The organism is Nocardia sp. NPDC087230 (genome assembly GCF_044744725.1).
Taxonomy (GTDB): Bacteria; Actinomycetota; Actinomycetes; order Mycobacteriales; family Mycobacteriaceae; genus Nocardia; species Nocardia canadensis.
Map to the genome: position 1 here is coordinate 1 of NZ_JBIUYV010000002.1, position 26,823 is coordinate 26,823.

Here is a 26,823-nt window from a genome sequence, read left to right on the forward strand (position 1 = left end):
GGGGGGCCCCCCCCCCCCCGCCGGGGGGGGGGGGGGGGGGGGGGCCCCCGCGCGGCCCCCCCCCCCCCCCCCCCCCCCCCGGGCACGGCCGCGACGGCAGGCTTCGCCTGCCTGCCCTCCCTAGAGGTCGGGCGCGGTGGCTGGGTTCAACGGCTGACCCGCCCCTCCCTAGAGGTCGGGCCTGGTGGCTGGGTTCAGGGCGCCGGCTGACCCGTCCCTCCCTAGAGGTCCGGCCTGGTGGCTGGGTTCGGGGCGCCGGCTGACCCGCCCCTCCGTGGGGTCGGGCGTGGTGGTGTGCGGCTCTGTCAGCCGAACGGGGGTGGTGCGGCCGGCTCGAAGCGCAGGACACGGTTGCCGATCATCACCTCGGTGCCCGGGATCAGCACCATCGGCTGGTTCGGGGTGAGCCGGATCCAGTCGCGGTAGCCGGGCAGGCGGGTACGGGTGCCGTTGGTCGAACCGCGGTCGACGAGCTGGACGTCCCAACTCACCAGGTGCACTTCGGCGTGCGCGCGGGACATCCCGCCGGAGGTGTCGTCGACGCGCAGCGGGATGAGCCCGCGCTGGGCGGCTTCGGAGTTCTCCGGGTCGCGGCCGATCACCGCGTCGGCGGCGAGCAGGTAGGTCATGCCGTCGTCGAGGACGAGCATGCCCAGCGGCGGACGCACCACCTCGCTGAGCGCCTGGGTCTGGTCGACCGGCATGCCGCAGACCGTGCAGAACGCCGAGCGCGGATCACTGGGATGCGCACGCGCGCACTTGAATCCCATCACCTTGACCGTGAGCACCGTCGACCTGGCCGTCGCCTCGAGGCGGCGCTGCAGGTCGGGGTCGGGTTCAGGCGCGGGGTTGGTGCCCGCGTTCCTGGTCTCGGCGTTGTGCGGGTCGACGGCCGCGTGCGCCGGTCCGGTGGCACCGGTGGCCGCGTCCATCAGCGACGTCGCCGGCTGCATCCCGGTGGCGGGCGGCTCGGCCGGACGCGAATCCGCCTGCGCCGGACGTGGTTCCCGATCGATGCGGGCGGTGGGCGGCGGTGGCCTGCGCGTGCCCGCCGCCGGTTCGGCGGTGCGGACCCGGGAGCGGGTCCCGTTGGACCACACCACGGCGCCGCCCGCCTGCGCGATCCCCTCCACCAGCCACCCGACACCGCGCTCCGGCGGCAGATCGGGAATGCGGCCCTTGGCGTCGTCGACGAACAGCGCGACCGCGGTGGCCGGCTCGGAGGCCACCCGGTCGACGGTGAACGCGGCGTCGCTGCCCCGGTAGTACTCCGCGGTGCCGTCCCCGGCGAGCACCGCCGTCACCGCGCCGTGCAGGAAGATCGCGACCCCGCCGTTGTCGGCGCTCGAGAGCACCCCGAAATCGATCGGCGTGCCCGGCGAGATCTGCTCGGCGTACTTCATCAGCCAGCGCGTCGCCTCCCGCGCGACCACCGACCCCGGTCCGCCCGGCGCTTCCTCGGCGGCGGCGCGCACGAGCTCGGCCAGCGATTCCAGCGCGACCGCCGCGGTGTCGTCGGGAGTGAGCCTGCCGTGCCCGCGATGGGCGACCACGATCACCGCGCCCGCGACGCGCGCGACCGCATGACTTCCGAGCACGACTTCGACCTGCCGATCCCTCACAGGTATCGGCCTCTACCGGAACTGCGCAGCAGGGTCGTCGCCATGTCCTCCAGACTATGGCAAACCCGCCCACATAGGTCCCCCTGGGCGCCGTTGGTCCGGTAACTTCAAGGGACCGCGGGAGGAACATCAAGGGGCACCGATGATCTATTCGACGAAGATCCGTATCGCGTCCGCACTCTGTGGTGCCATGATCGCCGCCGCCCTCACCGGCTGCGCGGTCACCGGAACCCCGGTCGCCGCCGAACCCGATGTGCGCGGCCTGGAGACGGGCACCTACGCCACCGATCACCACAGCTACGACGACACCGCGGGCAGCCGGGGCGCGCTCGTCGAGGGCACCCGCATGTCGGCGGCCGTCATCCCCGCCGTGCGGATCGATCCGTCGCTGTCCCACGGCCGCGGCGGCACCGTGGTCCCCGATGTGGAGCGCGCGCTCGACTTCGTCGCCAATGTCTCCAAACCTGTTCTGGAGAACCGTAAATTCGTCACCGGCTATGCCGCGCTGGGCTCCGACAAGCCCGATCCGTCGGGCCAGAAGCGCCCCGCGGCCGACGCGACCGCTGTGACCACCGCTGTCTTCCGTTTCCCGGATGCCACCGCGGCGACCCTCGCCGCCCGCGAACTCGAGGACGTCGACCTGGCGGTGTCACCGGACAACCGCAAGCTCCCCTCGACCAAATACCCCGAGGCCTACGTTCATTGGCGCCCGAACGTGCCGACCATCGGCGCGTTCCTGGCGCACAAGGAGTTCGTGATCTCGCTGTTCATCCAGCGCCCGCGCGCCGACGCCGCCGACCTCACCGCCTGGGTCGACAAGACTCTCGCCGCCGAACTCACCCAGCTCGCCACCTTCACCCCCACCCCCTTCGACAAACTCGGCGATCTGCCGATCGACCCGGAGCGCCTCCTGGCCCGCGCCGTGGTCGAGGACCGGTCCGGCGAGCACCCCGACCAACACTCCTTCGCCGTCTACAACCCTGCCCACCTGGTCAACAACGCCGACGACCAGACCACCCGCCAGCGCCTGGTCGAGTCCACCGGCGCCGAGGCCGTCGCCCTGGTCGACGGCGGCTCCATCACCCGCGTGCGCGACCTGGCCGCCGCCAAGGCCCTGATGACCGGCCTCATCGACAGCGCGGGCCACTACGACACCCTGCCCGCCCCTACCGACATCCCCGGCGCCAAATGCCTGCAACTCAACAACCAGGGCGACGCCGAGGAAGAGTACAAATACCGCTGCTACGTCCCGTACAAGCGCTATCTCGGCATCGTCAGTTCCGACCAGGAACCCGACGTCCGCCAGAAGATCTCCGCCCAGTACGCCCTGCTCGCGAATAGTTTGTGAGTCCGTAGCCGCACCACGGCCCCACCCATCCCCGAATTCGGTGACGTAGTATTCCGCCGACCATCGTTTCGGGGAGGAATGATCGAGTTGCGAGCCACGAGATCAGCCAGGACCGCGTGCGCCGCGCTGGCGGCGACCGTGCTGGCAGGTGTCGTCGTGGCGTGTGGCACCGGCGACGAACCGTCCGGCGCGAGCGATAGTCCGGTGGATATCGCCACCCTCGATGTCGGCGCCTACGCGACGCAGCCACGCCAGGTCGGCACGGTCGCGAACCAGGACCAGGCGCGATTCATCGAAGCCGAGCGGCTCGGCGACCACGTTCCCACGCCCGCCGACGTCGACGCGCGCTTCATCCACACCAATCCGTCGATCGCCACGGTGTTCATCGACGCCGAGGCCTCGCTCGGCAAGATCATGGCGGTCGATCGATTCGGCGAGATCGCGCCGGATTTCATCGGCGGTTTCGTGAGTTCGGCGCAGACCGCGCCCGACAACAAAGGCATCGACATGGTCAATGCCGTGATGATCTTCCCCGACGAGCAGAAAGCCGCCGCCGCGGCGACCGCCCTGGAACGGCTCGATTTCGGCTACGCGCCGAACAACCAGCCGCTCGAGATTCCCGGCTATCCCGCCGCGAAAGCGCATTGGCAGCCCGACCAGCAATCGATCGGATCCTGGTTCGCCACCGGCCATCTCGTGATCTACACCTGGTTCTACGACTACCTGAAGATCTATCTGGAAAAGGTGGACAAACAGGCTCTGCTCGACCTGACCCGCAAGAGCCTCGACACCATCGTGCCCTCGGTCGCGAAATTCACCCCCACCCCCGTCGACAAACTGATGACGCTGCCGCGTGACCGCGAGAACATGCTCGGCCGCACCGCCCCACGGCCGCGCGAGGATTCGTGGATCAACCCGCCAGGGGTGTACGCGGGCCGCACCGCGCGGCACTTCTCCTCCGACCCGGAGAGTACGACGAAGATGATCGCCGACAACGGCGTCGACCTGTTCGCCAACGACGGCTCCGACGTCTACCGCGCGCGTGACATCGCCGGCGCGCAGGCGGTGCGCGACGAACTCGGCGGCCTGACCCGCAAGTTCACCGCCGCGGACCCACCCAAGAATCTGCCGAGCGCCAAGTGCAAGGAATACATCGGCCGGGAGAAGCTCGCCGTCCGTTTCTACTGCGCGGTGTCCTACGACCGCTATGCCGCCTACGTCTGGTCGAACCAGCTCCTCGATGCCCAGCAGCGCATCTCCGCCCAGTACGCCCTGCTGGTGAACGCCCGATGACCGTCCGCAAGCGCACCGCCGCGGTGCTGATCGCCGCCCTGCTGACCGCCGTCCTCACCGCCTGCGGTGCCACCGTGTCCGGCACCGGCGTGCCGGGCGAGATCGATGTCCGCACTCTCGATGTCGGCGCGTACCCGGTCGAACCGCCCAACGCCCACGACGACGATCCCATCCCGGCCTTCTACGAGATGTACAAGCTGGCGGCCATGCGGATCGCCGACTACGCGATCACCGCCTACGACATCGACCCGCAGATGATCTACGGCAACCGGGCCGACGCCGACAACGCCCGGTTGCTGCCGGCCGAACTCGGCAACCAGACCGCGATGTCGGCCATCGCGCAGAAGCACAAGATGCTCTACGGCTTCCATTCCAGCGGCGCGTCGAAAGATCTCAGCGTCAGTACCAGCGACATCTGGCCGACCAAGAAGGACAGCAACCGCCTTACCGCGACCACGATGATCCTGCAGTTCCCCGACGGCGAGCGGGCCACCGCGGCGGCCAAGGAATTCCACGACGCCGATTTCGCCGCGCAGGAGGGGCGCAACCAGCCGGTGTCACTGCCGAAATACCCTGCCGCCCATGCGCAGTGGCGCCCCGACGCGCCGTTCGTGCGGGTCGTGCTGCCGCAGGGTCCGTATGTGATCGCCTTCCTGCTCTCGGTGGCGACGCCCGACCTGCCCGCGCTCACCGCCCTCGCCGAGTCGGCGCTCACCAAGCAGATCGAGTCGCTGGCCCAGACCACGCCGCTGACCGACGAACAGCTCATGACCCTGCCCTGGGACCCCGATCATCTCCTGATGCGCACCCTCAACCCCGACGAACTGACCAGCCCCGAGAGCTCGTCCTTCCTGGTCACCGGCGCGCACGGCATTCTGCATTACTCCGGCGGACCACTCCCGGATCACCGCCAGTACATCGAGCAGCAGCTGACGAAGATGAACGCCCAGCAGGTCGCTCTGTCGTGGGGCTCGATCGGCATCCGCACGCCCGACGCCGAGACAGCGCGCCGCGCGGTGTCGGAGAAGCTGTTCCTCTGGCCCACCGCGACCGATGTCGCCCCGCCGCCCAACCTCACCGACGCGACCTGTGTGGAGAACAAGCAGCTGGCCGCGAAGAAGCGTTTCAGCTGCCTGCTCGCCTACAAGCAGTACGTCGGGATCGTCAGCAGCGAGCAACTCCTCGACGCTCAGCAACGCGCTGCCGCGCAATACGCCGTCTTCGCCAACAGCCGGTGATCTGCGCACTGCGGGTCGACGGGGTGGCCAGTATGCTCCCGCCGGAGCGCGGCACACGGAACGAGTCAGGAGACCGAAAGAGATGACGATGAGCCCGGGCACCATCGTCGGTGGCTACCGCATCATCCGCAAGCTGGGCGCGGGCGGCATGGGTTCGGTCTATCTGGCCGCGCATCCGAGCCTGCCGCGCACCGACGCGCTCAAGATCCTCAGCCCCGAACTCAGCCGCGACCCCGAGTTCCGCGCCCGCTTCGAACGCGAAGCCAATCTCGCCGCCGGCCTGGACCACCCGAATATCGTCTCGGTCTACAACCGCGGCGAGGAGAACGGCCAACTGTGGATCGCCATGCAGTACGTCGACGGCACCGACGCCGCCGCCGAACTCGCCCGCGACCCGCACGCGATGACCCCGCTGCGCGCCCTGCGCATCACCACCGAGGTCGGCAAGGGCCTCGATTTCGCACACCACCGCGGCCTGCTGCATCGCGACGTCAAACCCGCGAACTTCCTGCTCTCGGACACCTACGGCGACGACGAGCGAGTGCTGCTCACCGACTTCGGCGTGGCCAAGTCGACCGACGACGCCTCCGAGCTCACCCAGACCGGCAGCTTCCTGGCCACCATCGCCTACGCCCCGCCGGAACAGCTGTCGGGCGGTCACCTCGATCACCGCGCCGACGTCTACAGCCTGGCCTGCGCCTTCTTCAAACTCCTCACCGGCCAGAACCCGTATCCCGCGACCCAGCCCGCGCTGGTGATGATGGGCCACCTGCACGAACCGCCGCCCCGCGCGACCGCCGTGCGCCCCGGCCTGCCGCCCGCGATCGACCACGTCTTCGCGCGCGCCATGGCCAAGAACCCGAACGAACGGTTCTCGACCTGCCGCGACTTCACCACCGCCGCGACCGCCGCCCTCGTCCCCGGCTCGACTCCCCCCGGCCACCACACGTCGGCGACGCACCCGATCCAGACCCACACCCAGTGGTCCCCCACCGCCGTGACCGCGATCGGCGCGACGAATCACGCTGACCCACCGAAGAATTCGAAGAACCGCCTGGTCCTCGCCCTCGGCGCCCTGGTCGCTGTCGTCGCGGTGGCCGCGGGCATCGGCATCTGGGCGTCGGCCGGTGACACCCCGGCTACCGGCGGGTCGGGCACCACCGCCGTCTCGACCGCCGCGCTGAGCCCGATCGAGCAGGCCCGCAAGGACAATCCGGCCTTCACCGGCAAGACCGTCCTGATGGTCGACGTCGACGCCGACAACAAGGTCGCCACCTATCTGGGCGGCACCCTGCAGACCAAATTCCTCGAAGACCTCGGTTTCGTCTACAACTTCAACTACACCAAGACCGGCGAGGAGCCCTCGCCCCGCCCGGTCGCCAACTCCTTCGACCGCCTCGACGTCCCCGAGGACAGCTACATCCTCGCCGTCCGCAGCGACGCGAAGGCCGGCGGCGGCGGCCTCCTCGGCCTGCCCTTCCAGATCACCGGCTCCCGCGCCACCGTCATCCCGATCGACGACCCGATCAGCGTCACCGCGATGCGCTCCTGGACGTCGAGCTCGGAACAGACCCTGCTGTCGCGACTGGTCCCGATCCTCGAGAGCCGGATCAAGTAGCCCGCCCGACCGGTCGGCGTCGGCGCCCTCCGCTGCTGGAGCGCGAGCTCGGAGCAAGCGGGTGCGCTACTATGCCCGCGAGCCAGATCACCGGGGAAGGGTGGGCCTGTGACTCGGACCGAGTCGGCCCACGATCGGATCAGTTAGTCAGTTGGAGGGGGAGAGCGTGCTGCTCAACCGTGGTGCAACGATGGCGCGCGTAGCGGTTCAGGCGGCAGTCGCCGTCGTGGTTTCCGTCGCCGTGATCGGTTGCGGCTCGCAGGTATCGGGAAGCGCGACGCGCACCGAGCCGGACTCGTCGAACCTGAATTTCGGCAATTACCAGACCCAGCCGCGCACGGTCGGCAACGCCAAGAGCCTGAACCAGGGGCGGGCGTGGGAGGCGCAGCGGCTCGCGGACTACGTGGCCGTCCCCTTCGAGATCGACCCCGCCTATGTCTACGACAATCGCCGGGAATCGCTGGTCCATCCCACGCAGATCGTGCTGAATCGCAAGGGCCTGGGCAAGCTCATCATCAACGACACCTTCGACGAGGTCGCCGAGGATCTGGTCGCCGGCTGGCTGAACACCTGGGCGACCGGTCCCAGCGGGGGCGAGCCGCGGCGCAGCCTCAACCTCTCGGTCCTGATCTTCCCCGATGCCAAGACCGCGGAGACCGTCGGTCCGACCCTCGAGCACGACGACTTCACCTTCAACGCCGACAACGAATCTGTGTCGATCACCAAGTACCCGAAGACCTACGCGCACTGGCGGCCGTCGGTCTCCTCGATCGGTTCCTGGACGGTCCACGACCGCTACGTGATCTTCATGAAGATCGATGACGAGACCAAGGCACCCGATCTGGCCTCGCTGACCGCACAGGTCGAACGAGCGCTCGCGGTGCAGATCCCACTCCTGGACAAATTCGTGCCGACCCCGTCGGACCAGCTCGAACGCGTCCCGCTCGACCCGACCGGGCTGCTCGGGCGGACCTTGCCCTCGGATCCGTCGGCACCGGTCCGCGCGCAGCCCGACGGCTACTTCACCGGCCGTGGGGCACTGAGCCTGTTCGCCGATCCGGACGCCGATCTGCTGAACACTTTCACCAAGAACGGCGTCGACTTGATCACCTTCGGCGACTCGGTCGTCTTCCGGTCCACCACGACGGCGGGCGCGAAGGCCCTCGTCGACGAGTGGAAGAAGCCGGAAGCGGACTCGAAGGAGGCTTCGGCGCCGGACAAGCTGGCCGACGCGGTCGCGTGCCGGGCCAACACCTACGAGTCCCAGGGTGAGGTGAAGACCTCCGACTACATCTGCTACCTGCAGGTCGACCGCTACGCCGCGCAGATCCGCGACGGGAACCTGCAGGACCTCCATCAGCAGGTCGCCGCCCAATACGTTCTGCTCACCCGCCGATGAGGATGCCCGAGATGAACAACACCTTGCGGCTGGCCGGGCTGCTCACCATCCTGGTCGTCGGATCAGGATGCGCGGCACCGATTTCCGGCCAGGCCAAGCCCGGCATGACACCGGTCGACCTGGCGACGCTCAAGACCGGCGCGACCGTCACCGAGCCGACCACCTTCGAGCTGAAGTACTCCGACACGGCGAAATCGGTCCGGTTGATCGAGGGGCGACGACTGCTCAACGTTCTGATCCAGCCGATCGATGTCGACCCAGAACTGACCAAGCGGGACACGACCAGAGTGTTCGCCGACGGCACGGACATGTCGAAAGACGACGGCCTGCCCGAACAGTTCAAGGCCGCGGTGACCGACAACAACTTCATCGCCGGCGTCACCGGGGCACGCACGAACGGCAGCGTGCGCGATTCCAAGGGAATGCACCTGAGCGTGCTGCACTTCGCCACCGCGCAGGACAGCAAGAACGCCGCCGCCGCGATGTACCAGGTGAGCACCACCGGCGAAAATCCCCGCCAGCCGATGACGATCCCCGGCTACGCCGAGGCGAACGCATCGAGCAAGGACGGCAGCGCGGTCAGCGCTTTCCAGGCGCACGGTCCGTTCGTGATCGCCGTCAGCATGTCGCAGGAGACCTCCGATCCGGCCGGCTTGGCCACCAAGATCAAGAAGGCCCTCGACCTGCAGATTCCCGCCCTCGACAAGTACCGGGTGATCGCCCCCGACGATCTGCTCGACCTGCCGCTGGATCCCGACGGCATCATGCGCCGGGCGACCGGCAAGTCACCGGCGGGCGACCCGTACGGCATGAGCTACCACGAAGAGGACTTCGGCACCTTCGAGCCGTCGGGGATCCTGCACTTCGAACGAAACCCGGCCGAAGCCCGCGCGGCATTCGAGAAGGCCGGCGTCGACCTGGTCGGTCGGCGTTTCAGCACCGTGTACCGGACCCGCGATGTCGAGGCCGCGTTCGCACTCCAGACCGTCCTCGCCAAGCCGGGCAAGAGCGACAGTGCGCTCGATCCACCGCCCGGTATCGCCGACGCCCAATGCCTCCGGCTGGAGGAAGCGGACCCGAACCGTGGCTACAACGGGATCTGTGTCGTCGTCTACGGACGCTACGTCGCCGTGGTCATGTCACTGGCGACATCGTCACGTGCGGCACTGCAGGTCGACGCGACACTGCAGGAACGGACCGCCGCGCAGTACGCGATCCTGAAGAAGAGCGAGTAGACGATGACGCGAAAACTTCGCCTGAGCAGCGCATTGCTGACCCTGGGATTCGCACTGGCCGCGTGCGGCGGCTCCGACGCCGCCACACCGTCGGCACCGGCCGTCGACGTCACCAAGCTGGATTCCGGCAACTACCCGACGACAGCGGTCGACCTGGAGCCCAGCCGGGTACCGACCTCGGGTGCCCTGCGCGAGGCGATCCGCATCGGCGCCGCGACTCCGATCGCCTCCCAATTCGATCCGCGCTTCATCTTCGCGACCGGATTCAGCGGCGGTCGGCACATCACCGCGGTCGACCCGCCGTACTTCAGCGGCTCGGGAATCGAATCCACCGATTTCAATACCGTCGTTCCGGGTGTCGTCGCCGGATGGGACAGTTCCGCGAATCGGCGGGACCAGCTCTACGCCGGCCGTGAAGTCTCGACGATCACCCTGCGCTTCTCGACGCCGGATCAGGCGAAATTCGCGGCGACCGAACTGTCGAACCGCACGCCGAGCTCGGCCTATCAGATTCCGAGCTACCCCGACAGCCTGGCCAAGTTGGAGGTCAAAACCGACCCGCTGCGGCTGCAGCACCTGCGCGCCTGGCTGGTCCGCGGCGACATGCTGCTGTCCATCGACGTCACCGATCCGATCGGTCTCCCCTACGACCCGGCCGCGGACGCCGAAGTCGTGCGCAAATATTTCGACAAACAGCTCGAGCTGCTCCGCACGTACACCCCGACGCCGCTGAACGAGATCGATAAGCTGCCGCTCGACACCGAGGGCCTTTTGGGTCATGTGCTGCCGACCGAGGCGGCGAAGCGCCCGAAGAAGGGAACCAGCAGCTCCGCGGCCTATCCGCTCCAGGCTGTTCTGCATCTCGAGGAGCATCCCGCGATCATGGTGCCCGCCTACACCGACGCCGGGGTCGACCTCGTGGCATTCGACACCGGATCTGTGTACCGCACGCGCGACGAGGCTGCGGCAGGCCGCTTCCGCGCGGCGCTGGACAACGAAACGACCAGCGATACCGATTACATGAAGGTCGACGGGCCGCCGAATCTTCCGGTCGTCCATTGCTTCAATGCGAAACCCGAAGTGAAGTACGCGTCCGACGCACCCCCGACGTGTCACGGTGTGATCGGTCGATATGTGTTCGGCGTATCCGGCACCAACCTGCAGGATGTTTACCAGCGGGCCGCCGCACAGTACAAGCTGCTGGTCGGATTCAGCTGACACGCACGAGCACTGTGGGGTGCGACAGCACCTGCTAGATTGCCCTGTTGGAACGTGCACTGCGGGGCGCGCGAAGGATTGAGGAGACGCGAATGGCCTTGCGGCCCGGCGCAATTGTGGGTGGCTACCGAGTGATCAAGGTCCTCGGCGCCGGAGGCATGGGCACCGTCTACCTCGCCCAGAACCCCAGCCTCCCCCGCCGCGACGCCCTCAAGGTCCTCAGCGGCGACCTGTCCACCGACCCCGAATTCCGGGGCCGGTTCGAACGGGAAGCCAATCTCGCCGCAGGCCTGGACCATCCGAACATCGTCGCCGTCTACAACCGCGGCGACGAGGACGGCCAGCTGTGGATCGCCATGCAGTACGTCGACGGCACCGATGCCTCCGCCGAGGTGGCCAAGGGCCCGAGCGCGATGCCCCCGCACCGAGCGCTGCGCATCATCGGCGAGGTCGGCAAGGGCCTCGACTACGCGCACCGCCGCGGCCTCCTGCACCGCGACATCAAGCCCGCCAACTTCATGATCGCCGCGGCCGAGGACGGCGACGAGGAACGCGTCCTGCTCACCGACTTCGGCGTCGCCAAATCCGCCGACGACGGCCAGGACCTCACCGCCACCGGCAATTTCATGGCCACCGTCGCCTACGCTCCCCCCGAGCAGCTGATGGGCACCAAGCTCGACCACCGCGCCGACATCTACAGCCTCGGCTGCTCCCTCTACAAACTGCTCACCGGCCAGAACCCCTACCCCGCCACGGTCCCGGCCATGGTCATGATGGGCCACCTCCACGAGCCCCCACCCCGAGTCACCGCCGTCCGCCCCGACCTCCCACCCGCGATCGACCACGTCATCGCCAAGGTCATGGCCAAGGACCCAGCTCACCGCTACAACACCTGCCGCGAATTCATCCAAGACGCGCACAACGCCCTGTTCGGCGCGCCGATGCAGGCGCCGGCGTCCCAGGGGTTCAACACTGCCCCACGCATGCCGATCAACGGCCCGGTCACCGCCGCCACCGATGTCGTATCCCCGCAATGGGGCACCGATCCCAGCCGCGCTGTCGTCGGCTACGCACCCCCGACGGGCGGCGTCTCCGAAAACGACATACTCACTGCCCGGAATCCGAAGCCCCATCGGCCGAAGCGGGGCCGAAAGCTGCTGGTGCCCGGGATCATCACACTGGTCGTCGCGGCATTGGTCGGAACGGGCATCCTCATCATGGCCAAATCCGGAAGTTCACCCAGTGGCGGCGGCGGTGACCCGATGGCGCAAGTCCGGACCCAGCACCCTGAGTTCAGCGGAAAAACCGTCACCGCCTACAACTTCGGCAACTCGTCACTCTCCGTGGTGCTCAATCCGAGCGATCAGTGGAAGTTCCTGCGCGACTTGGATTTCGACTACAACTCGCAATACAAGGCCGTTGGCGACGAGAAATCTCCCCGCCCGCTGTCCGTTGGAGACTACAGCGTCAAGAATGACACTGATGTGGTCATTGTCTTTCGGACCGACAGCCAGGCAGGCAATGGAGGGTTCCGCGGACTCCCCTACTCCTTGACCAGCGGAAGAGGCGATGTCGTGGTCATCGACGACCCGTCAGCCGTTCAGGCTTTCCAGGTCTGGAGTGACCAATCCCAGCAGATTCTCATCGAAAAGGTCGTTCCTGCCATCGCAAAGGCGATGAAATAGAAAGTTGTGCTCACAATGACCACCGAATCGTCTTGGTTGAAGGTCGGCCTGCGCGCAGCACTGGTCGTTGGGATCGTTACCACCGCAAGCACAGGATGCGGATCAGAGATCACAGGAAATCCAGTTCCGGGCGCCACCGGTGTGGACTCCAACTTTTTGCGAACCGGCCCTTTTCAAACGGAGCCCATCGCGTTCGAAATCGAATCTGGAGCAAGAGGTCCGGAGCAGGTTCGGCTCGTCGAGGGGCGGCGTCTCCTCAACTTTCTCGCACATCCGATAGACATCGACCCAGACCTCAAGGTGCCCGGGCGTACCCGCATTTTCGGCGATCAGAACGCCGTCCCCACCGTGGGTGGAATACACGACGAGCATCTGCGCGTTTTCAAGGACAGCGTCGAGTTTGTCACGGGCGTTTCAACTAGCCAGTCCAACGGCAGTGTGCGCAGTCCGAAATCGATCTCCATCGCGGTTCTCCGATTCGCGTCCGACACTGTGAGCGCGCGGACAACCGAAGAACTCGACCGAATTACGATGGCGTCGAATCCGCGCCGAGTCGATACTCCCAGATATCCAACCGCGAAGTCGTCCACAAGCGACGACAAAACGATCGTCACATGGCTTGCGCATGGCCCCTACATCGTGATGACCGAAGTTAGGACCTCCACGCCCGGCACCGAAAAGCTCGCAATATCGGTCGAGGACACCCTCGGGATGCAAGTTCGATCGCTGGATCAACAGAATCCGATTCCCCTGGACGACGTCCTCGACCAGCCACTCGATCCAGAGAACCTCGTACGTCGAACCATGGTCCGAGACCAAAAGCGCGACTCGTCTCAATCGGATGAGGATTACGGCTATTTCCAACCTGCCGGAATGCTACATTTCGAACGAAATCCAGCCGAAGCCCGCAAGAAATTCGAAGAAACCGGCGTTGATCTGATCGCACGGCGCGGGAGCACCGTTTATCGAACCAAAGATCTCGCATCTTCATTCCAATTGCAGACTTTTCTGTCCAGGCGAGGTAAGAATGATGTAGCCCTGGAGCCACCACCGGGCATCGCCGACGCACAATGTTTGCGACTGGATACTCCTGACCCTAGCCGGAATTACGATCTCATGTGCGCCGTGGTCTACGATCGGTACGTCGCCGTCGTCGCACAGACCTCGTTCTACTCGACCGCTCAAGTCGATCATTCATTGCAGGAACGGACAGCCGCACAGTACGCAATTCTAAAGAAATGCGAGTGACGAAATGCGCAACGCCCTGGCGGTCACACTGGCGATTGCCGCCATCTTCAGTAGTGCCTGCGGCGACTCGCAGGATTCCACCACCACGATCGACATCACAAAGCTGGATTCCGGCAATTATCCGACTTCGCCAATAGACATCACCTCCGTCAGAACTCCACAGTCTGGCGCAATCCGTGAAGCATTGAACATTGCCGACCATACGCCCATCCCCTTCGAATACGATGACCGATTCGCGTACGGCTCGATATTTGGGTACCGGCAACGCGTGACAGCCGACGAGCCACCGTATTTCGAGTTTACTGGAATAAAGGAAAGGGATTTCGCCAACGAAGTCCCCGGACTGGTAGCCGGATGGCGCACATTCGGACAACGCCGCCAGTGGCCAACCCTTGGTCGAAACCTGGAGACCTACACACTCCGATTCGAGACTTCCGACAGTGCCCGCAACGCGGCACAAAAGCTTGTCGACCGCACTCCTGGCGATACCTACCCAATCCCCGGACATCCGGCGGCGCTAACCAAGATCTTGGGCCAGGATCCGTTCGGTGGCGCCAAGATGCGCTCTTGGCTTGTGCACGACGACATACTGATCTATATGCAGATCGACGATCCCGTAAGTCGACCGCCAGACTTCTCAGACTACTCAAATATAGTCAAGAAATTCTATGATAAGCAGATAGGCCTGCTGCCAAATTATCACAGAACCCCGCTGCACGATATACCCACACTCCCCTTCGACATCGATGGCATGCTCAGTCGCACCATTCCGAGTGAACAGAATGCCAATGTTCCACAGGTATACCCTGCACGCGCAGTTGTATCGTCCACCAAACGTCCGTTAGATATATCGAGAGCGTTCGAGGACGCCGGTGTAGATTATGTTTCGGATGCCAGAGGTGCCATCGTCTACCGTGCTAGAGATGCCAAAGCAGCCGATAGACTTTCAGCCGCTTTCGGTGGCGGCGCCCACGATCTGACAGGCCTCATGCCACCGACTCCACACCCGAATATTCCGACGTCAGCCTGCTACGCCGTCGATATCGAAGATGAAACATACAGCAACTTGCGACCACAGTGCAGGATTGTCGTGGGCAGATATGTAGCGAGAGTAGTCGGCACCAACCTGCAAGATACCTATCAGCGAACCGCGGCCCAATATAAGCTTCTCGCGAATACTGAATAAGTTTGGAGTACGAAGAAGGCGGGTTCAGGCGCTAGCCTGAACCCGCCCCGCCTTCAATCCCGCGGTCAGCCCTCGAGCATCCTTGCGAGCGCGACGTCAGTCGCCTTCATGTTCTCGGAACCCGACAGAGTCGTGGCACCGATCTTCTGGAGGCTCGTGTTCAGGTCCATCGACTGCTGCTGCCACTTGGTCTGCATGATCGCGAAGGCGGTCGAGCCTTCACCCTCGGACCAGTGCTCCTCGATGAAGCGCTGGAACTCGTTCTCGTAGTCCTGCAGAGCAGTGGTGATGTTCTGCGCCTGAGACTGCAGACCTGCGCCGGCGTCGTTGATCGCGTTGAAGTCGTACCTGATTGAACCGATGTCAGCCATGGTGAATCCTTTCGAAAGTCGTCGCGGAGTTAGCTGCGGAGTTAGGTGGTGGTGGTGGTCATGTTCAGCTGGGGGACGGAGGACTCGCTGTTCTTCATGATCTGCGCAGCGTTGTCGACTTCCGCGTCGGTGATCTTCCCCGCGATCTGCCCAACGGTGTCAGCAGCCTGATCCAGCGCGTCGTTCAGACGCTTGGCGTTGCTGAGGTACTCCTGCATCGACGTCTGGAACGCCCGGCCGGCCTCACCCTGGAAGGAGGGGTTGTTGACGTCGTTGGCATGCCCCTCGGCGCGCGTGATCATCCCCTGGATGTCGGCGTGCTTCTGGTTCATCTTGTCGGAGAACGTCCTGATCTGGTCAGGAGTTGCGTTGAAACCCATCTTCTGGCTCCTTCGTGGTCAAGGTGGACCAGACCCCCCTGCTGGCGATCTGAGCCCTTCTACTTAGGTTCGACGCACCGACGGTGCGTTCGGTTCCATCATCTTTCGGAGAAATTTCCGAAACCTACGGCGAGATCGACACTGATCGCATCACTTCCTCGCACGCAGTACTGACAGTCCCCCATCCTCCCGAGCCGTGCTGGCAGCCGACGTTGGTCTGGACGCCATGGTCGAGAAGGACGTACCACCTGACGACGGAACCGTCGCCAGGAAGCTCTTGGTAGCCGATCCCCCGGCGCCCGGCGAACACCACATCGCGTTCCGGCGTACCGAACCGCCCGGGCTCGGCGCGCGAGATCCGCGCGGTGATGTCCCTAAGCACTTCATCATATCCAGCCTGGTCCGCGACAGTGTTGTACGTCACAGTAATTCGGCCGGGGGCGGCTGTCTGCGGAACGAGCGCGGCGCGGTCTGCTGGTGAGCCGGTGGCCAGGCGCCAGCCGGCCGGGACGGTGAAGCTGACGCGGCCCAGCGCGTGCTGGGTAGGGGCAGCGGTCGGCTGGGTGGTCGACGGCTTCGGCGACAGGGGCGCCGGTGTCGGGGTTGAGGTGGTCTGGGCGACGGTGGCCTCCGCGGCGTCGGCATCGGTGCTGCGGGTGGCCACGACCGCGACGATGCCCGCGGTGACGACCACCAGCGATACCGCTGCTGCCGCAAGGATTTTGGCGGTGCCGAGGCGCGGTTCGGGTGCTGCGGCGGCGGCGCGTTCGCGGAGGGTGCCGACCCATTCGGCGTTCTGTGCCGGGATCGGACGCGCCCGGTCGTCGGTGAGTCCGGATTGCGGCAGCAGCAGCGCGGTGAAGGCCAGCGGCTGGACCAGCGGGGTCGGTTGGGTGGTCCAGGTTTCGGCGGCGAACTCGCGCAAGCGCTCCAGCAGGTGGTCGTCGGCCGGGCCGACGACCAGTACCGATGTCGGGCGGGAGCCGTCGGAGACCTCGCGGATCATGGCCGCCAGGCGATCGATGTCGTCGTCGTTCCAGTCACCCGCGCCCAGGGTGGGTTCGTGCTCGCAGGCCGCGACCGAGATCTGGTCCCGGGAACGGTCGACCGCGCTCACCGTGACGGCCAGCGGGTCGATTTCGACGACAACGACGAACTCGGTGGTCGCCAGTGTCTGGCGCAGCCGGGCGACGCGGGCGGCGATCGGTTCCAACGTGACCGCACCCGAGTACCTGGCGAATGAGCGGGCCAGGATCGAGCGGCGCGCCGTCGACCATGAACTGGGGTGTGCGACACCGATACTCGCGCCGGGCGGAGTCGGCGCCACCCCCGCGAGGACATCGTCGACCACCGCGTCGGTGGCCGCGGTGATCGAAAGCGGGTGCGGCTCATAGCCGATCCAGGCCGAGTCGGCCAGCGACAGCGCCGAGACCGCCGGTTGCGACGGGCCGGTCGGCGCGCCGACCAGGATGCCGTTCGGCACCGGCATCACCGTCGGAACGACATCCACGTGCCGGGCCGAGGTGCGCGCCAGGACGCGCGCATCACCGACCACGACGTCGATGTCGGTCACAAGGCCGGTGCCCATGCCAACTGCACCAGATCGATCGCGTTCCTGGTCACGAGGGTTCCTCGCCCCGGAGGCATCGCGCTGGCGCGCACGGTGCCGAAGAGCTGGCCTTCGTCCCGGCTGCCGCTCATCACGAGGCCGATGCAACCGACGTCGCGCATGCGCGACACCACGGGCTCGTACAGCGCGCGCGACGCGCCACCGGAGCGGCGGGCGATGATCAGGTGGAAGCCGATGTCCTTGGCGTGCGGGATGAATTCGACCAGGGGCGAGAGCGGGTTACCCGACGGGGTGACGACCAGGTCGTAGTCGTCGATGATCAGGTAGAGCTCGGGACCTGTCCACCACGATCGCGCTCGCAGCTCCTGCTGGGTGATGTTGGCACCCGGCATCCGGGACTTGAGAATCCCGACGACCTGCTGGACGAACGGCGTGAGCACCTCCGCCGAGGGCGCGTAGCCGGCCAGGTGATTGGTCTCGATGGTGCCCAGCAGGGTGCGCCGGTAGTCGCCGAGGATGATCTTGGCCTGCGACGGTTCGTTCGACTCGACGAGACCCTGGACGATTCCCCGCAGCAACGCGGTCTTACCGCATTCACTGTCACCGAAGACCAGGAAGTGCGGCGTATCGGCCAGATTCAGCATGACCGGCGCCAGTTCGGACTCGTTGACACCGATCGGCACCAGCATGTTCGGACGCGACCGGTCGACTTCCGCGGGCCAGTTGCGCATGCCGCGCAGCAGTTCGGACCGGTCCAGCAGGTCCGGCAGCGTGCGCGTGCCGGGGGCCGGGCGGCCGGGGGTGCGCTGGGCGATCAGTTCGACCGCGTGGGCGACGCCGGCGCTCAGGTCGAGCGGGTCGGAGCTGCCGTCGACGCGGGGCAGGGCCATCAGCATGTGCAGTGCGTCCGGGGTGATACCGCGGCCCGGACGACCCTGCGGCACGAGCGAGGCGAACTTGCGGCCGATGTCGGAGTCCATCGGGTCACCCAGGCGCAGCTCGATGCGGGTGGCGATCTGGTCCTTGAGGGCCGGTCGCGCTTCCATCCACCGGGACAGGCCGATGACGACGTGCACGCCGTAGGAGAGTCCTTGCAGGGCGAGGTTGGTGATCTGCTGTTCGAGGGCCTCGTAATCCTGGCGGATCGTGCCGAAGCCGTCGATGACCAGGAACGCGTCACCGTAGGGGTCGGCGTGTGCGCCGGCCGCGGCGGGGCTGCTGTTGGGGTCCATCGCGCGCAGGCGGCGGTACTCGACCATGGACTCGATGCCCAGCTGGTGGAAGCGCTGCTCGCGCTGCCGGACCAGGGTGCTCATCTCGGCGACGGTGCGGCGCACCTTGTCCGGGTCCAGGCGGTTGGCCACGGAGCCGACGTGCGGGAGTCCCTCGAGGCTGGACAGCGTGCCACCACCGAAGTCGAGGCAGTAGAACTGCACCTGCTCGGCGGTGTGGGTCATCGACATCGACATGACCAGCGAACGCAGGGCCGTCGACTTACCCGACTGCGGGCCACCGACGATGGCCACGTGGCCGCGGGCGCCCGACAGATCCAGCATCATCGGGTCGCGACGCTGGTCGTACGGACGGTCGACGATGCCGATGGCGGCGCGCAGGGTGGCGATCGGCGAGTACTCGCCGGTGATGATCGAGCGCGGGTTCAGCTGATCCAGGGTCGGCGCCTCGTCCAGCGGCGGCAGCCAGATCTCATGGGCGGGGCGGCCGTGGCCGGTGATGCGGGAGACCAGCATGTTCAGGTTCGACATCTGATCGCCGTCGTCGCCGGTGGGCTCGGGCTCGAAGGTCGACTCCGGGGCCACCGGCACGCGGTCGGAGGTGCGGAAGGCGACGTGGTTGGCGCTGAACGGGCGTGCGTTGACGTCGATTTCGCCGCCGACGATGCCCGCGCTGGTGACCTCGCGCTGTGAGCCGCCGCCGACGTAGGGACCGGAGACGTAGGAGGCCTGGAAGCGCTGGATCTCGCCGGAGTCGGCCTTGAGGTAGCCGCCACCGGGCGAGTTGGGCAGGTTGTAGGCGTCGGGGACACCGAGGACCTGGCGGGACTCGTTGGCGGAGAACGTCTTCAGGCCGATGCGGTAGGACAGGTGGGACTCGAGGCCCTTGAGCTTGCCCTCTTCCAGTCGCTGCGAGGCGAGCAGGAGGTGCACGTGCAGCGAGCGGCCGAGGCGGCCGATCATCACGAACAGCTCGGCGAAATCGGGGTGCTGAGTGAGGAGTTCGGAGAACTCGTCGAGCACGACGAACAGGGCGGGCAGCGGGTCGAGGTCGGCGCCGGCGGCGCGGGCCTTCTCGTATTCGGAGACGTTGGCGAAGTTGCCCGCCTGGCGCAGGACCTCCTGGCGGCGGTTCATCTCGCCCGCCAGGGCGTCCTTCATCCGGTCGACGAGGTCGGCCTCGTCTTCGAGGTTGGTGATGACGGCGGCGACGTGCGGGACGCCGTCGAGGCCGAGGAAGGTGGCGCCACCCTTGAAGTCGACCAGGACCAGGTTGAGCTGGTCGGGCGAGTGGGTGGCGAGCAGGCTGAGCACCAGGGTGCGCAGGAACTCGGACTTACCGGAACCGGTGGCGCCGATGCACAGGCCGTGCGGGCCCATGCCGTTCTCGGCGGCTTCCTTGATGTCGAGCTCGACCGGAGCACCGTCGGCGCCGAGGCCGAACGGCACGCGCAGACGCTCACGTCCGTACCGCGGGCGCCAGGCGCTGGCCGGGTTGAAGTTGCCGATGTCGCCCAGGTTCATCAGCTGCGACCAGGTCGAGATGGTCTCGGACTCGTCGGTCTCGACGTCGCTGCTGCGCTGGGTGGCGGCGCGGTAAGGAGCCAGGCGGCGGGCGGCCTGCTGGGCCTGTTCGGCGCTGACCCGGTCGATGGTGGCGAAGCGTTCCTGGTTGCCGGTGGCGCCGCGGCCGAGGCATTCGCCGTCTTCGACGACCATCTTGATGCCGCGCGAAACGGCAAGGCGGGGTGCGTAATTGCACAGGTCGATGATGGTGACGCCCTCGAAGCCGGATTCGCGCAGCTGGTCGTCCTCGGCCTCGAGCAGGCCGCCGTCGACGACGATCACCACGTGCACCAGGTTCGGGTTGTTCGGCTGGTTACGCGAGTAACGCACACGGTTGCCGAGCAGCGGGTGCAGGCTGCTGAGGGCTTCGCGGATGGAGCCGTAGAACATGCGCTGGGTGCCGATGCCGTCGGAGACCTCGGGGTGCTGGGTGTGCGGGAGCCATTTGGTCCACTCCCACTCGCGCGCGGTGTCAGGACCGCAGACCACGGCGACGAGCACCTGGTCGGGAGCCTGGAACATGCACAGCTGCAACAACATCGCGCGAGTCATGTCGCGGGCCTGGGCGCGGTCACCGTCGAGGGCGATGGTGCCGAAACCCTTCACCGCGATCGCGGTGGGCAGGTCGGGGACGGTGGAGTGGGCGCGGACGAAGCGGCGCAGGGACACCGCGGCGATCGGTTCGAGCTCCTCGACCGGGCCGGTCTCCGGGGCGACCAGGCGGGTGGCCAGGCGCTGACCGCCCAGGCCGATGCGGGCGTGGCAGAAGTCCTTGTCGCCGGAGCGGCGCTCCCACATGCGGCTGGTGCCGGCGAGCATCCAGATCAGGCCGGGCTCGGGGTGGCTCCACTCGACGGCGGCGCGCTGCTGCTTGGCGGTCTCGTCGACGTCCTTGCGGACCTGGTCGAGGTAGCGCAGGTAGTCCTTGCGATCTTCGTTGGCCTCGGCGGCCTTGGCGCCCTTGCCGCTGCCCTGGCCGAACATGGTGACCATCGACATGATCATCATCAGCGGGAACATCATCGACATCGGGTTGGACAGCATGCCGCTGCCCTGGGTGAACATCAGCGCCATCATGCCGACCATGCCCACGACCATGACGACGGGCATCATCTTCATCAGCAGGTTTCCCGGCGTGATCCGGGGGATCTCGGGCGGTGGCTGCAGGGTGACCTCGCCGCCCGGCGTGCGCGGCATCTCGCGCCGGGCACGGCGCTGGAACCGTACTGTGCTCATGGTCGAAGACTCCCCCTGCTTGACTATTCGCTGTCTTCCCTCGCGACGGGCTCAGTGTAGAGGTCGCGGCCGACATGTCGTATGGTTCGTCAGGCATTCTGCTGTCCGAACGGTGAGTTCCGCAAACTGTCGATCGCCCGAGGGGTCGAGCGGAAACACGAGGTAGAGACGGAGTTGGGGGAGTTTTGACGCACGCGCGACTCGATCATCTCGAGGAGGATTCCGCGCGCGGCATTGTTCGCGCACCGGATCTGGCCCGGGTGACGATTCTGGCCAAGCACACGCAGGTCGATATGGCGATTCCGGTCGACGTACCGGTCGCGCTCGTCATCCCGAGCGTGGTCGACATGGTCGCCCAGCACAGCCGTTCCAACGATTTCGACAACGACGGTGAGCGCTACGAGCCTGCCGAATGGGTGCTCGCGCGCATCGGTCATCCGCCGTTCTCGAATTCGCTCAGTCTCGGCGAGCACGGGGTGCGCGACGGCGAGCTCCTCATGCTGGAGAGCGCCTCGCACACCGCGCCGACGCCGCTGTTCGACGACATCATGTACAACGTCGCGATCGCCGACGCCGACCACTACCGCAGCTGGACCCCGAAGACGGCGCGGATCACCGGTTCGGTGCTCGCCGCGGTCACCATGCTGGTTGGCTGCTTCGGTTTGCTGGCCGCCCCGGACGCGCTGCCGTTCTGGGTGACCGGCTCGCTCGCGCTGCTGGTCGCGATCCTGTGCGTGGTCGCGGGCACGGTGCTCAGCCGCATGTACGGCGACACCTCGGCCGCGCTGGTCCTGGGCGGCTGCGCGCTGCCGACCGCGTTCACCGGCGGAATGCTGGTGGTGCCCGATCACTACGGTTGGGCGCATCTGCTGCTCGGCGCCACCCTGTTCGGCGCGACCGCCGTGCTGGCCTGGCGCGTCACCGGGGTCGGCCTCGCGCTGTTCATCGGCGCGGCCGCGATCTCGGTGTTCGTCATCCCGGCGGCGCTGGTCGGGCTGCTCACCGACCAGCCGGTCAAGGCCATCGGCGCGGTCGTCGCCGCGGTCGGACTCCTCGGGCTCTCGCTGTCGCCGCGGGTGTCGATGCTGCTGGCGAAGCTGCCGCTGCCGCCGGTCCCCTCCCCCGGCACCCCGATCGATCCGACCGAGGACGACCCGGACGACCATCGCGCGCTGCCCACTCTGGACGCGTTGCGCGCCCGGTCGGAGCGGGCCCGCAACTACCTCGCCGGTCTGGTCACCGCGACCACGCTGGTCACCGTCGTCGGCGCGCTGCTGGCGATCGACGCGACCGCCGACGACCCGTACTGGCCCGGCATCGCGCTCGCGCTGGTGTGCGCCGCGGTGTTGATGTTCCGCAGCCGCACCTATGCCGGCGCCGAGCAGGCGATCGTGTTGATCGCCGGTGGCGCGTCGATCGTGCTGATCATGCTGATCGGCGTCGCGCTCGAAATGCGCCAGCCGCTGGTGGTTTTCGGCGCCGCGCTGGCGATCCTGATCGCCGCGCTGGTGATCGGCCTGATCGTGCCGAACCAGTCGGCGACGCCGCCGATGCGCCGGGCGGTCGAACTGCTCGAGTACGCGTTCGTCGCCGCGGTGCTGCCGCTGGTGTTCTGGGTCGCCGAGCTCTACTCCCTCGTTCGCGGGCTGTGAACGCGAGCCTGCGCGTCGCGGCGGCGGCCGTGGCGCTCGGTGTGGGCGCGTCGTTCGGGTTGGGCGCGGCGCCCGCCTCGGCCGACCGGCCGCCCGCCGCCGATCCCGCCAATCTGCCCGCGGGCGATCCGGCCGCGCCGCCGGAGAAGACCGAAGTCGGCTCGAACGCGGTGTGCACCACGGTGGCCACCGGTGGCGACGGGCCAGCCATCCCGGACGCGCAACGGTCCCTCGATCTGGCTCGGGCATGGGAATTCTCGCGCGGCGCAGGCCAATTGATCGCGGTGATCGACACCGGCGTGAGCAGGCACGACCGCCTGCCCGACATGATCGCGGCCGGCGACTTCGTCGCCAATTCCGGTGACGGTGCCGAGGACTGCGACGCGCACGGCACCTTCGTGGCCGGTTTGATCGCGGCGACCCAGGTGCCCGGCCAGGGATTCGCGGGAGTGGCGCCGGAGGCTCGCATCCTCACGATCCGGCAGACCAGCAAGATGTATCAGAAGGAGGGCGCCAACCGGAACAAGGCGCCCGAGGACCTGCCCGATGGCTACGGCAACCTGAACACGATGGCCTCGGCCATCCGGCGCGCCGCCGACATGGGCGCGGGCGTCATCAACGTCTCCGAAGTCTGGTGTGGCACCAACAAGGACGTCAACGACCGGGCGATCGGCGCGGCCCTGCAGTACGCGGTCGAGGTCAAGAACGCGGTTCCTGTGGTGGCGGCGGGTAATTCGGATACCTGCAAGACGGCGAACACGGTGGTCGATCCGCTGGAGCCCAACGCCGACCCGTGGACCAAGACGGCGATGAACGTCAGCCCGGCGCGCTGGGACGAGTACGTGCTGGCCGTCGGTTCGATCGACGCGAACGGCGCACCGTCGAAGTTCACCGTCGCCGGGCCGTGGCTCAGCGTCGCCGCGCCCGGCGAGAACATGACCTCGCTGAACCCGCGCGGGCCCGGCACCGCGACCGGAACGGTGAACCAGCAGGGCCAGACCAGCCCGATCAGCGGCACCAGCTTCGCGACACCGCTGGTGTCCGGGGTGGTGGCGCTGGTGCGCGCGCGGTTCCCCGAGCTCAGTGCCAAAGAGGTGATGAAGCGGATCCAGGCGACCGCGCACGCGCCCGCCGAGGGCTGGAACCAGTACATCGGGTACGGCAGCGTCGATCCGATCGCGGCGCTCACCGCCGAGGTCACCGGGGCGCTGCCACCCAAGCGGCCGTCGCCGGCCAAGCAGGTGCAGCTCGCGGTTCCCGCGCCTGCCCCGGTGCCGGACAACACGGCCAGGAACGTCGGGTTGATCGGCGCGGGCGTGGTCGGGCTGCTGTTCGTGCTCGGCATGCTCGCCTCGTTCCCGATCCGGCGTCGATTCGGAGTACGCGAGGACACCTGAGGGAGCGGACGCGGTACCGTCCTGGTCGAGCGCACTCCGCGCAGCCCGTCGACCCAGGTAGCAGTATGGATCCGTTGACCACAGAGCAGCGCCCGCAGACCCGTCGGCAGCGGTGGGAGCAGGCGACCAACCTGCCGATGATGGTGCTGGCCGTGCTGTTCCTGCTGCTGTACGCGTGGCGGGTGCTCGACACCGACGCTTCGCCGACCCTGGACGCCTGCCTGGTGTGGGCCGATGTCGGGATCTGGGCGGTCTTCGCGGTGGACTTCGCGGTCCGGCTGCGGTTGTCCACCGATCGGCGCCGATTCGTCCGCAAGCATCCGCTCGACCTGCTCGTCGTGCTGGTGCCGCCGTTTCGTCCGCTGCGTCTGGTGCGCGCCGCGCTGCTGCTGCTCGACACGCTCAATCGCGCGACGCACCCGCGAACGCGCCTGGTCACCTTCGTCGGCACCAGCTCGCTGCTGATCCTGCTGCTGTCGAGTCTGGCCTTCTTCGACGCCGAGTTCGGTGCGCCCGAGAGCAAGATCGAGACCTTCGGCGACGCGCTGTGGTGGTCGGCGGTCTCGGTGACGACGGTCGGCTACGGCGACGTCTACCCGGTGACCAGCGAGGGCAGGCTGGTGTCACTGGTCCTGATGACGCTGGGCATCGGCCTGATCTCCTTCGCCATCGGCACCATGACCAGCTGGGTCGTCGAGCAGCTCAAGACCGTCGACGACGCGACCGACCGCGCCGAACGCACGCTGGCCGAACTCGTCGACGAGGTGCGCGAGTTGCGTTCGGAGGTCGCCGAATTGCGCGCCGCCCGGTCGCAATCGCCGCCGGTCGGCTGACTACTTGCTGTTGGCGACGGTGGCCACCGGCTGCTTGGCCGGGGACGAGTCAGGGGCGACGCCGTCGTGCGCGACCATCGCGTCCTCCCGGCCCAGGCTCGGGCCGCCCGCGAGCAGCCCGACGATCGGCCACGGCGCGGGCTCGGCCTTCACGTTCTCCAGCCCGAGTGCCTTCACCGCGTCGGAGTTCTTGATACCGAAGCGAACTCCGGTGTCGGCGATGTAGAACAGGCTGTCCTTGCGGCGGCTGTCCGGTTCGATGCCGGTGGTCTGGACGTAGGCGCCCGAGGCGGGCGGGATGTAGACCGAGTCGGCCTTCGGGCCGGAGCCGTCGGCCTGGGCGAGGCTGACCAGCTTGGCCTTGTCCGGGATGGGCAGGTCGATACCGGTGAGCACGGTCAGTTCGGCGCGCGCGGTGGCGTCGTTGTTGTCGATGGCGCCGGGGATCGGCTTCCAGGACAGGCAGCTGACCGGTTGATCCTTGGCGGTGATCAGGACCGGCCGTTCCTTCGGGTAGTTGTCCACCTTCAGCGCCCGCGACTCCTTGGCGTAGGTGCGCTCGGTGTTCTGGATCGTGGTGCCCGGCATGGTCGAGTTGACCGAGTTGCGGATGATCTGGGCGGTCAGCGCCGAGACGGGCTGCAGACCGTCCTGCAGCACCACGTAGTCCTGGTTGGGCGCGTTGAACACCTGGACGACATCGCCGATCTTGTGACCACTGACGTTGTAGGACGGCACGCCACCGGGGTTGTCGATGACCGGTGCGATGATCGGCAGGACCTCGGGAATCGCGTTGAGCACGCCCTCGCTGATGGTGCGCGGGGTGACACCGGAGATCCCGAGCGCGAGCGTGACGGCCGGGTCGTTCATGTTGACCTTGGCGCGTTTGCCGTCGAACACGAGGAAGACGTCGTCCTTGGCCTTGACCAGCAGCGCCTTGTTCGTCGGCATCGCCGAGGCCTTGTCGCCGAGATCGAGCGAACCGGCCAGCACCGAGGTGGTCAGATCGGCGGTGCCGTCGGACTTGAGCTGGTCGCACACCGACCACTGCCTGCCCTTGCCGTCCTTGTCGTACAGCAGCGACGAGGGCGCGCCCGGAATGCCGATCAGCTGACCGCGCGGCTTCTTGCCGAGCTCGGACTCCTTGACGATGACCGCCTTGGCCGCCTCACCGGCGGCGAGCCGGGCGGAGGCCAGGTTGAGCGCGGGGTGCACGACGTTGTCGATGACGACATAGACGCCACCGGATTCCTTGCCGATCAGAATCTTGTTGTCGCCGATCTTGTCCTGCGGGCGCAGCAGCGCGAGGATGCCGCAGCCCGCCAGCACCACCAGGCCGAGCACCAAACCCACCGCGTAGGCACGGGACTGGGCGCGCATCGGATCGTGCAGCATGCGCACATCCCGGCGCACCAGGGCGTGCTCCATCCGCCGCACCAGGAAGCGGTAGCCGCTGACCTGCCAGCGTGTGGTGGGTTTTGAAGGCATGGTTCCTC

19 protein-coding genes are annotated in these 26,823 nt (G+C 67.1%); 13 read left to right on the forward strand and 6 right to left on the reverse strand.

The window, feature by feature from the left end; translation table 11 throughout:
* Window positions 1-305: 305 nt before the first annotated feature.
* Window positions 306-1,598, reverse strand: a complete 1,293-nt coding sequence (locus ACIO52_RS06400) for an FHA domain-containing protein (RefSeq protein WP_342801080.1) — start codon at window positions 1,596-1,598, stop codon at window positions 306-308.
* A 166-nt stretch (window positions 1,599-1,764) separates the two neighbouring features.
* On the opposite strand from ACIO52_RS06400, the gene ACIO52_RS06405 reads away from it, so the two are divergent.
* From ACIO52_RS06405 to ACIO52_RS06450, 10 genes are all read left to right on the forward strand, one after another.
* Entirely contained in the window at window positions 1,765-2,970 is a 1,206-nt protein-coding gene (locus ACIO52_RS06405; RefSeq protein ID WP_218717723.1) for a hypothetical protein, read from the forward strand.
* A 78-nt stretch (window positions 2,971-3,048) separates the two neighbouring features.
* Entirely contained in the window at window positions 3,049-4,263 is a 1,215-nt protein-coding gene (locus tag ACIO52_RS06410) for a hypothetical protein (RefSeq protein WP_342801082.1), read from the forward strand.
* Complete coding sequence (locus ACIO52_RS06415) at window positions 4,260-5,501, forward strand: hypothetical protein (protein WP_402642204.1); 1,242 nt, start codon at window positions 4,260-4,262, stop codon at window positions 5,499-5,501. The genes ACIO52_RS06410 and ACIO52_RS06415 overlap by 4 nt, the downstream gene beginning before the upstream one ends.
* A gap of 82 nt (window positions 5,502-5,583) precedes the next feature.
* Entirely contained in the window at window positions 5,584-7,119 is a 1,536-nt protein-coding gene (locus ACIO52_RS06420; protein ID WP_342801084.1) for a serine/threonine-protein kinase, read from the forward strand.
* A gap of 226 nt (window positions 7,120-7,345) precedes the next feature.
* On the forward strand, window positions 7,346-8,518 hold the full coding sequence (locus tag ACIO52_RS06425) for a hypothetical protein (RefSeq protein WP_402642206.1): 1,173 nt from the start codon (window positions 7,346-7,348) through the stop codon (window positions 8,516-8,518).
* 11 nt (window positions 8,519-8,529) lie between these two features.
* Window positions 8,530-9,753 carry a hypothetical protein gene (locus tag ACIO52_RS06430; protein WP_402642209.1) on the forward strand — a complete coding sequence of 408 codons (1,224 nt, stop codon included), beginning with the start codon at window positions 8,530-8,532 and terminating at the stop codon, window positions 9,751-9,753.
* A gap of 3 nt (window positions 9,754-9,756) precedes the next feature.
* Window positions 9,757-10,971 (forward strand): hypothetical protein, encoded by a 1,215-nt coding sequence (locus ACIO52_RS06435; protein ID WP_402642212.1) that lies wholly within the window; start codon window positions 9,757-9,759, stop codon window positions 10,969-10,971.
* Window positions 10,972-11,063: 92 nt separating this feature from the next.
* The gene (locus tag ACIO52_RS06440) at window positions 11,064-12,656 is read left to right on the forward strand and encodes a serine/threonine-protein kinase (protein WP_316573571.1); all 1,593 of its coding nucleotides are present in this window, start codon (window positions 11,064-11,066) and stop codon (window positions 12,654-12,656) included.
* Window positions 12,657-12,671: 15 nt separating this feature from the next.
* Complete coding sequence (locus ACIO52_RS06445; protein ID WP_316573570.1) at window positions 12,672-13,904, forward strand: hypothetical protein; 1,233 nt, start codon at window positions 12,672-12,674, stop codon at window positions 13,902-13,904.
* Window positions 13,905-13,908: 4 nt separating this feature from the next.
* Complete coding sequence (locus ACIO52_RS06450; RefSeq protein ID WP_316573569.1) at window positions 13,909-15,090, forward strand: hypothetical protein; 1,182 nt, start codon at window positions 13,909-13,911, stop codon at window positions 15,088-15,090.
* A gap of 65 nt (window positions 15,091-15,155) precedes the next feature.
* Here ACIO52_RS06450 and ACIO52_RS06455 read toward each other — a convergent pair whose 3' ends face one another.
* From ACIO52_RS06455 to eccCa, 4 genes are all read right to left on the reverse strand, one after another.
* Window positions 15,156-15,461 carry a WXG100 family type VII secretion target gene (locus ACIO52_RS06455; RefSeq protein ID WP_316573568.1) on the reverse strand — a complete coding sequence of 102 codons (306 nt, stop codon included), beginning with the start codon at window positions 15,459-15,461 and terminating at the stop codon, window positions 15,156-15,158.
* A gap of 41 nt (window positions 15,462-15,502) precedes the next feature.
* Window positions 15,503-15,841: a WXG100 family type VII secretion target gene (locus ACIO52_RS06460; RefSeq protein ID WP_316573567.1), complete on the reverse strand. Its 339-nt coding sequence runs from the start codon at window positions 15,839-15,841 to the stop codon at window positions 15,503-15,505.
* 124 nt (window positions 15,842-15,965) lie between these two features.
* The gene (locus ACIO52_RS06465) at window positions 15,966-17,429 is read right to left on the reverse strand and encodes a type VII secretion-associated protein (protein WP_316573566.1); all 1,464 of its coding nucleotides are present in this window, start codon (window positions 17,427-17,429) and stop codon (window positions 15,966-15,968) included.
* Window positions 17,411-21,445, reverse strand: a complete 4,035-nt coding sequence (gene eccCa, locus ACIO52_RS06470; protein WP_402642219.1) for a type VII secretion protein EccCa — start codon at window positions 21,443-21,445, stop codon at window positions 17,411-17,413. The genes ACIO52_RS06465 and eccCa overlap by 19 nt, the downstream gene beginning before the upstream one ends.
* A 185-nt stretch (window positions 21,446-21,630) precedes the next feature.
* Here eccCa and eccD point away from each other — a divergent pair, with 185 nt between their 5' ends.
* The 3 genes from eccD (at window position 21,631) to ACIO52_RS06485 (ending at window position 25,327) form a co-directional block, all read left to right on the forward strand.
* Complete coding sequence (gene eccD, locus ACIO52_RS06475) at window positions 21,631-23,097, forward strand: type VII secretion integral membrane protein EccD (protein WP_218717709.1); 1,467 nt, start codon at window positions 21,631-21,633, stop codon at window positions 23,095-23,097.
* Window positions 23,094-24,494, forward strand: coding sequence for a type VII secretion-associated serine protease mycosin (gene mycP, locus ACIO52_RS06480; RefSeq protein ID WP_316573565.1), 1,401 nt, complete (start codon window positions 23,094-23,096; stop codon window positions 24,492-24,494). Before eccD ends, mycP begins: the two co-directional genes overlap by 4 nt.
* Window positions 24,495-24,559: 65 nt before the next feature.
* The gene (locus ACIO52_RS06485) at window positions 24,560-25,327 is read left to right on the forward strand and encodes a potassium channel family protein (RefSeq protein WP_316573564.1); all 768 of its coding nucleotides are present in this window, start codon (window positions 24,560-24,562) and stop codon (window positions 25,325-25,327) included.
* On the opposite strand, the gene eccB is transcribed toward ACIO52_RS06485, so the two are convergent.
* Window positions 25,328-26,815, reverse strand: coding sequence for a type VII secretion protein EccB (eccB, locus tag ACIO52_RS06490; protein WP_316573563.1), 1,488 nt, complete (start codon window positions 26,813-26,815; stop codon window positions 25,328-25,330).
* Window positions 26,816-26,823 lie beyond the last annotated feature (8 nt).

What these genes read in the sequence shown, in the direction of transcription:
- ACIO52_RS06405 (WP_218717723.1), top strand. Translation starts at nt 1,765, where the DNA reads ATGATCTATTCGACGAAGATCCGTATCGCGTCCGCACTCTGTGGTGCC.
- ACIO52_RS06410 (WP_342801082.1), top strand. Translation starts at nt 3,049, where the DNA reads ATGATCGAGTTGCGAGCCACGAGATCAGCCAGGACCGCGTGCGCCGCG.
- ACIO52_RS06415 (WP_402642204.1), top strand. Translation starts at nt 4,260, where the DNA reads ATGACCGTCCGCAAGCGCACCGCCGCGGTGCTGATCGCCGCCCTGCTG.
- ACIO52_RS06420 (WP_342801084.1), top strand. Translation starts at nt 5,584, where the DNA reads ATGACGATGAGCCCGGGCACCATCGTCGGTGGCTACCGCATCATCCGC.
- ACIO52_RS06430 (WP_402642209.1), top strand. Translation starts at nt 8,530, where the DNA reads ATGAACAACACCTTGCGGCTGGCCGGGCTGCTCACCATCCTGGTCGTC.
- ACIO52_RS06435 (WP_402642212.1), top strand. Translation starts at nt 9,757, where the DNA reads ATGACGCGAAAACTTCGCCTGAGCAGCGCATTGCTGACCCTGGGATTC.
- ACIO52_RS06440 (WP_316573571.1), top strand. Translation starts at nt 11,064, where the DNA reads ATGGCCTTGCGGCCCGGCGCAATTGTGGGTGGCTACCGAGTGATCAAG.
- ACIO52_RS06445 (WP_316573570.1), top strand. Translation starts at nt 12,672, where the DNA reads ATGACCACCGAATCGTCTTGGTTGAAGGTCGGCCTGCGCGCAGCACTG.
- ACIO52_RS06450 (WP_316573569.1), top strand. Translation starts at nt 13,909, where the DNA reads ATGCGCAACGCCCTGGCGGTCACACTGGCGATTGCCGCCATCTTCAGT.
- ACIO52_RS06455 (WP_316573568.1), bottom strand. Translation starts at nt 15,461, where the DNA reads ATGGCTGACATCGGTTCAATCAGGTACGACTTCAACGCGATCAACGAC.
- ACIO52_RS06460 (WP_316573567.1), bottom strand. Translation starts at nt 15,841, where the DNA reads ATGGGTTTCAACGCAACTCCTGACCAGATCAGGACGTTCTCCGACAAG.
- ACIO52_RS06465 (WP_316573566.1), bottom strand. Translation starts at nt 17,429, where the DNA reads ATGGGCACCGGCCTTGTGACCGACATCGACGTCGTGGTCGGTGATGCG.
- eccCa (WP_402642219.1), bottom strand. Translation starts at nt 21,445, where the DNA reads ATGAGCACAGTACGGTTCCAGCGCCGTGCCCGGCGCGAGATGCCGCGC.
- ACIO52_RS06485 (WP_316573564.1), top strand. Translation starts at nt 24,560, where the DNA reads ATGGATCCGTTGACCACAGAGCAGCGCCCGCAGACCCGTCGGCAGCGG.
- eccB (WP_316573563.1), bottom strand. Translation starts at nt 26,815, where the DNA reads ATGCCTTCAAAACCCACCACACGCTGGCAGGTCAGCGGCTACCGCTTC.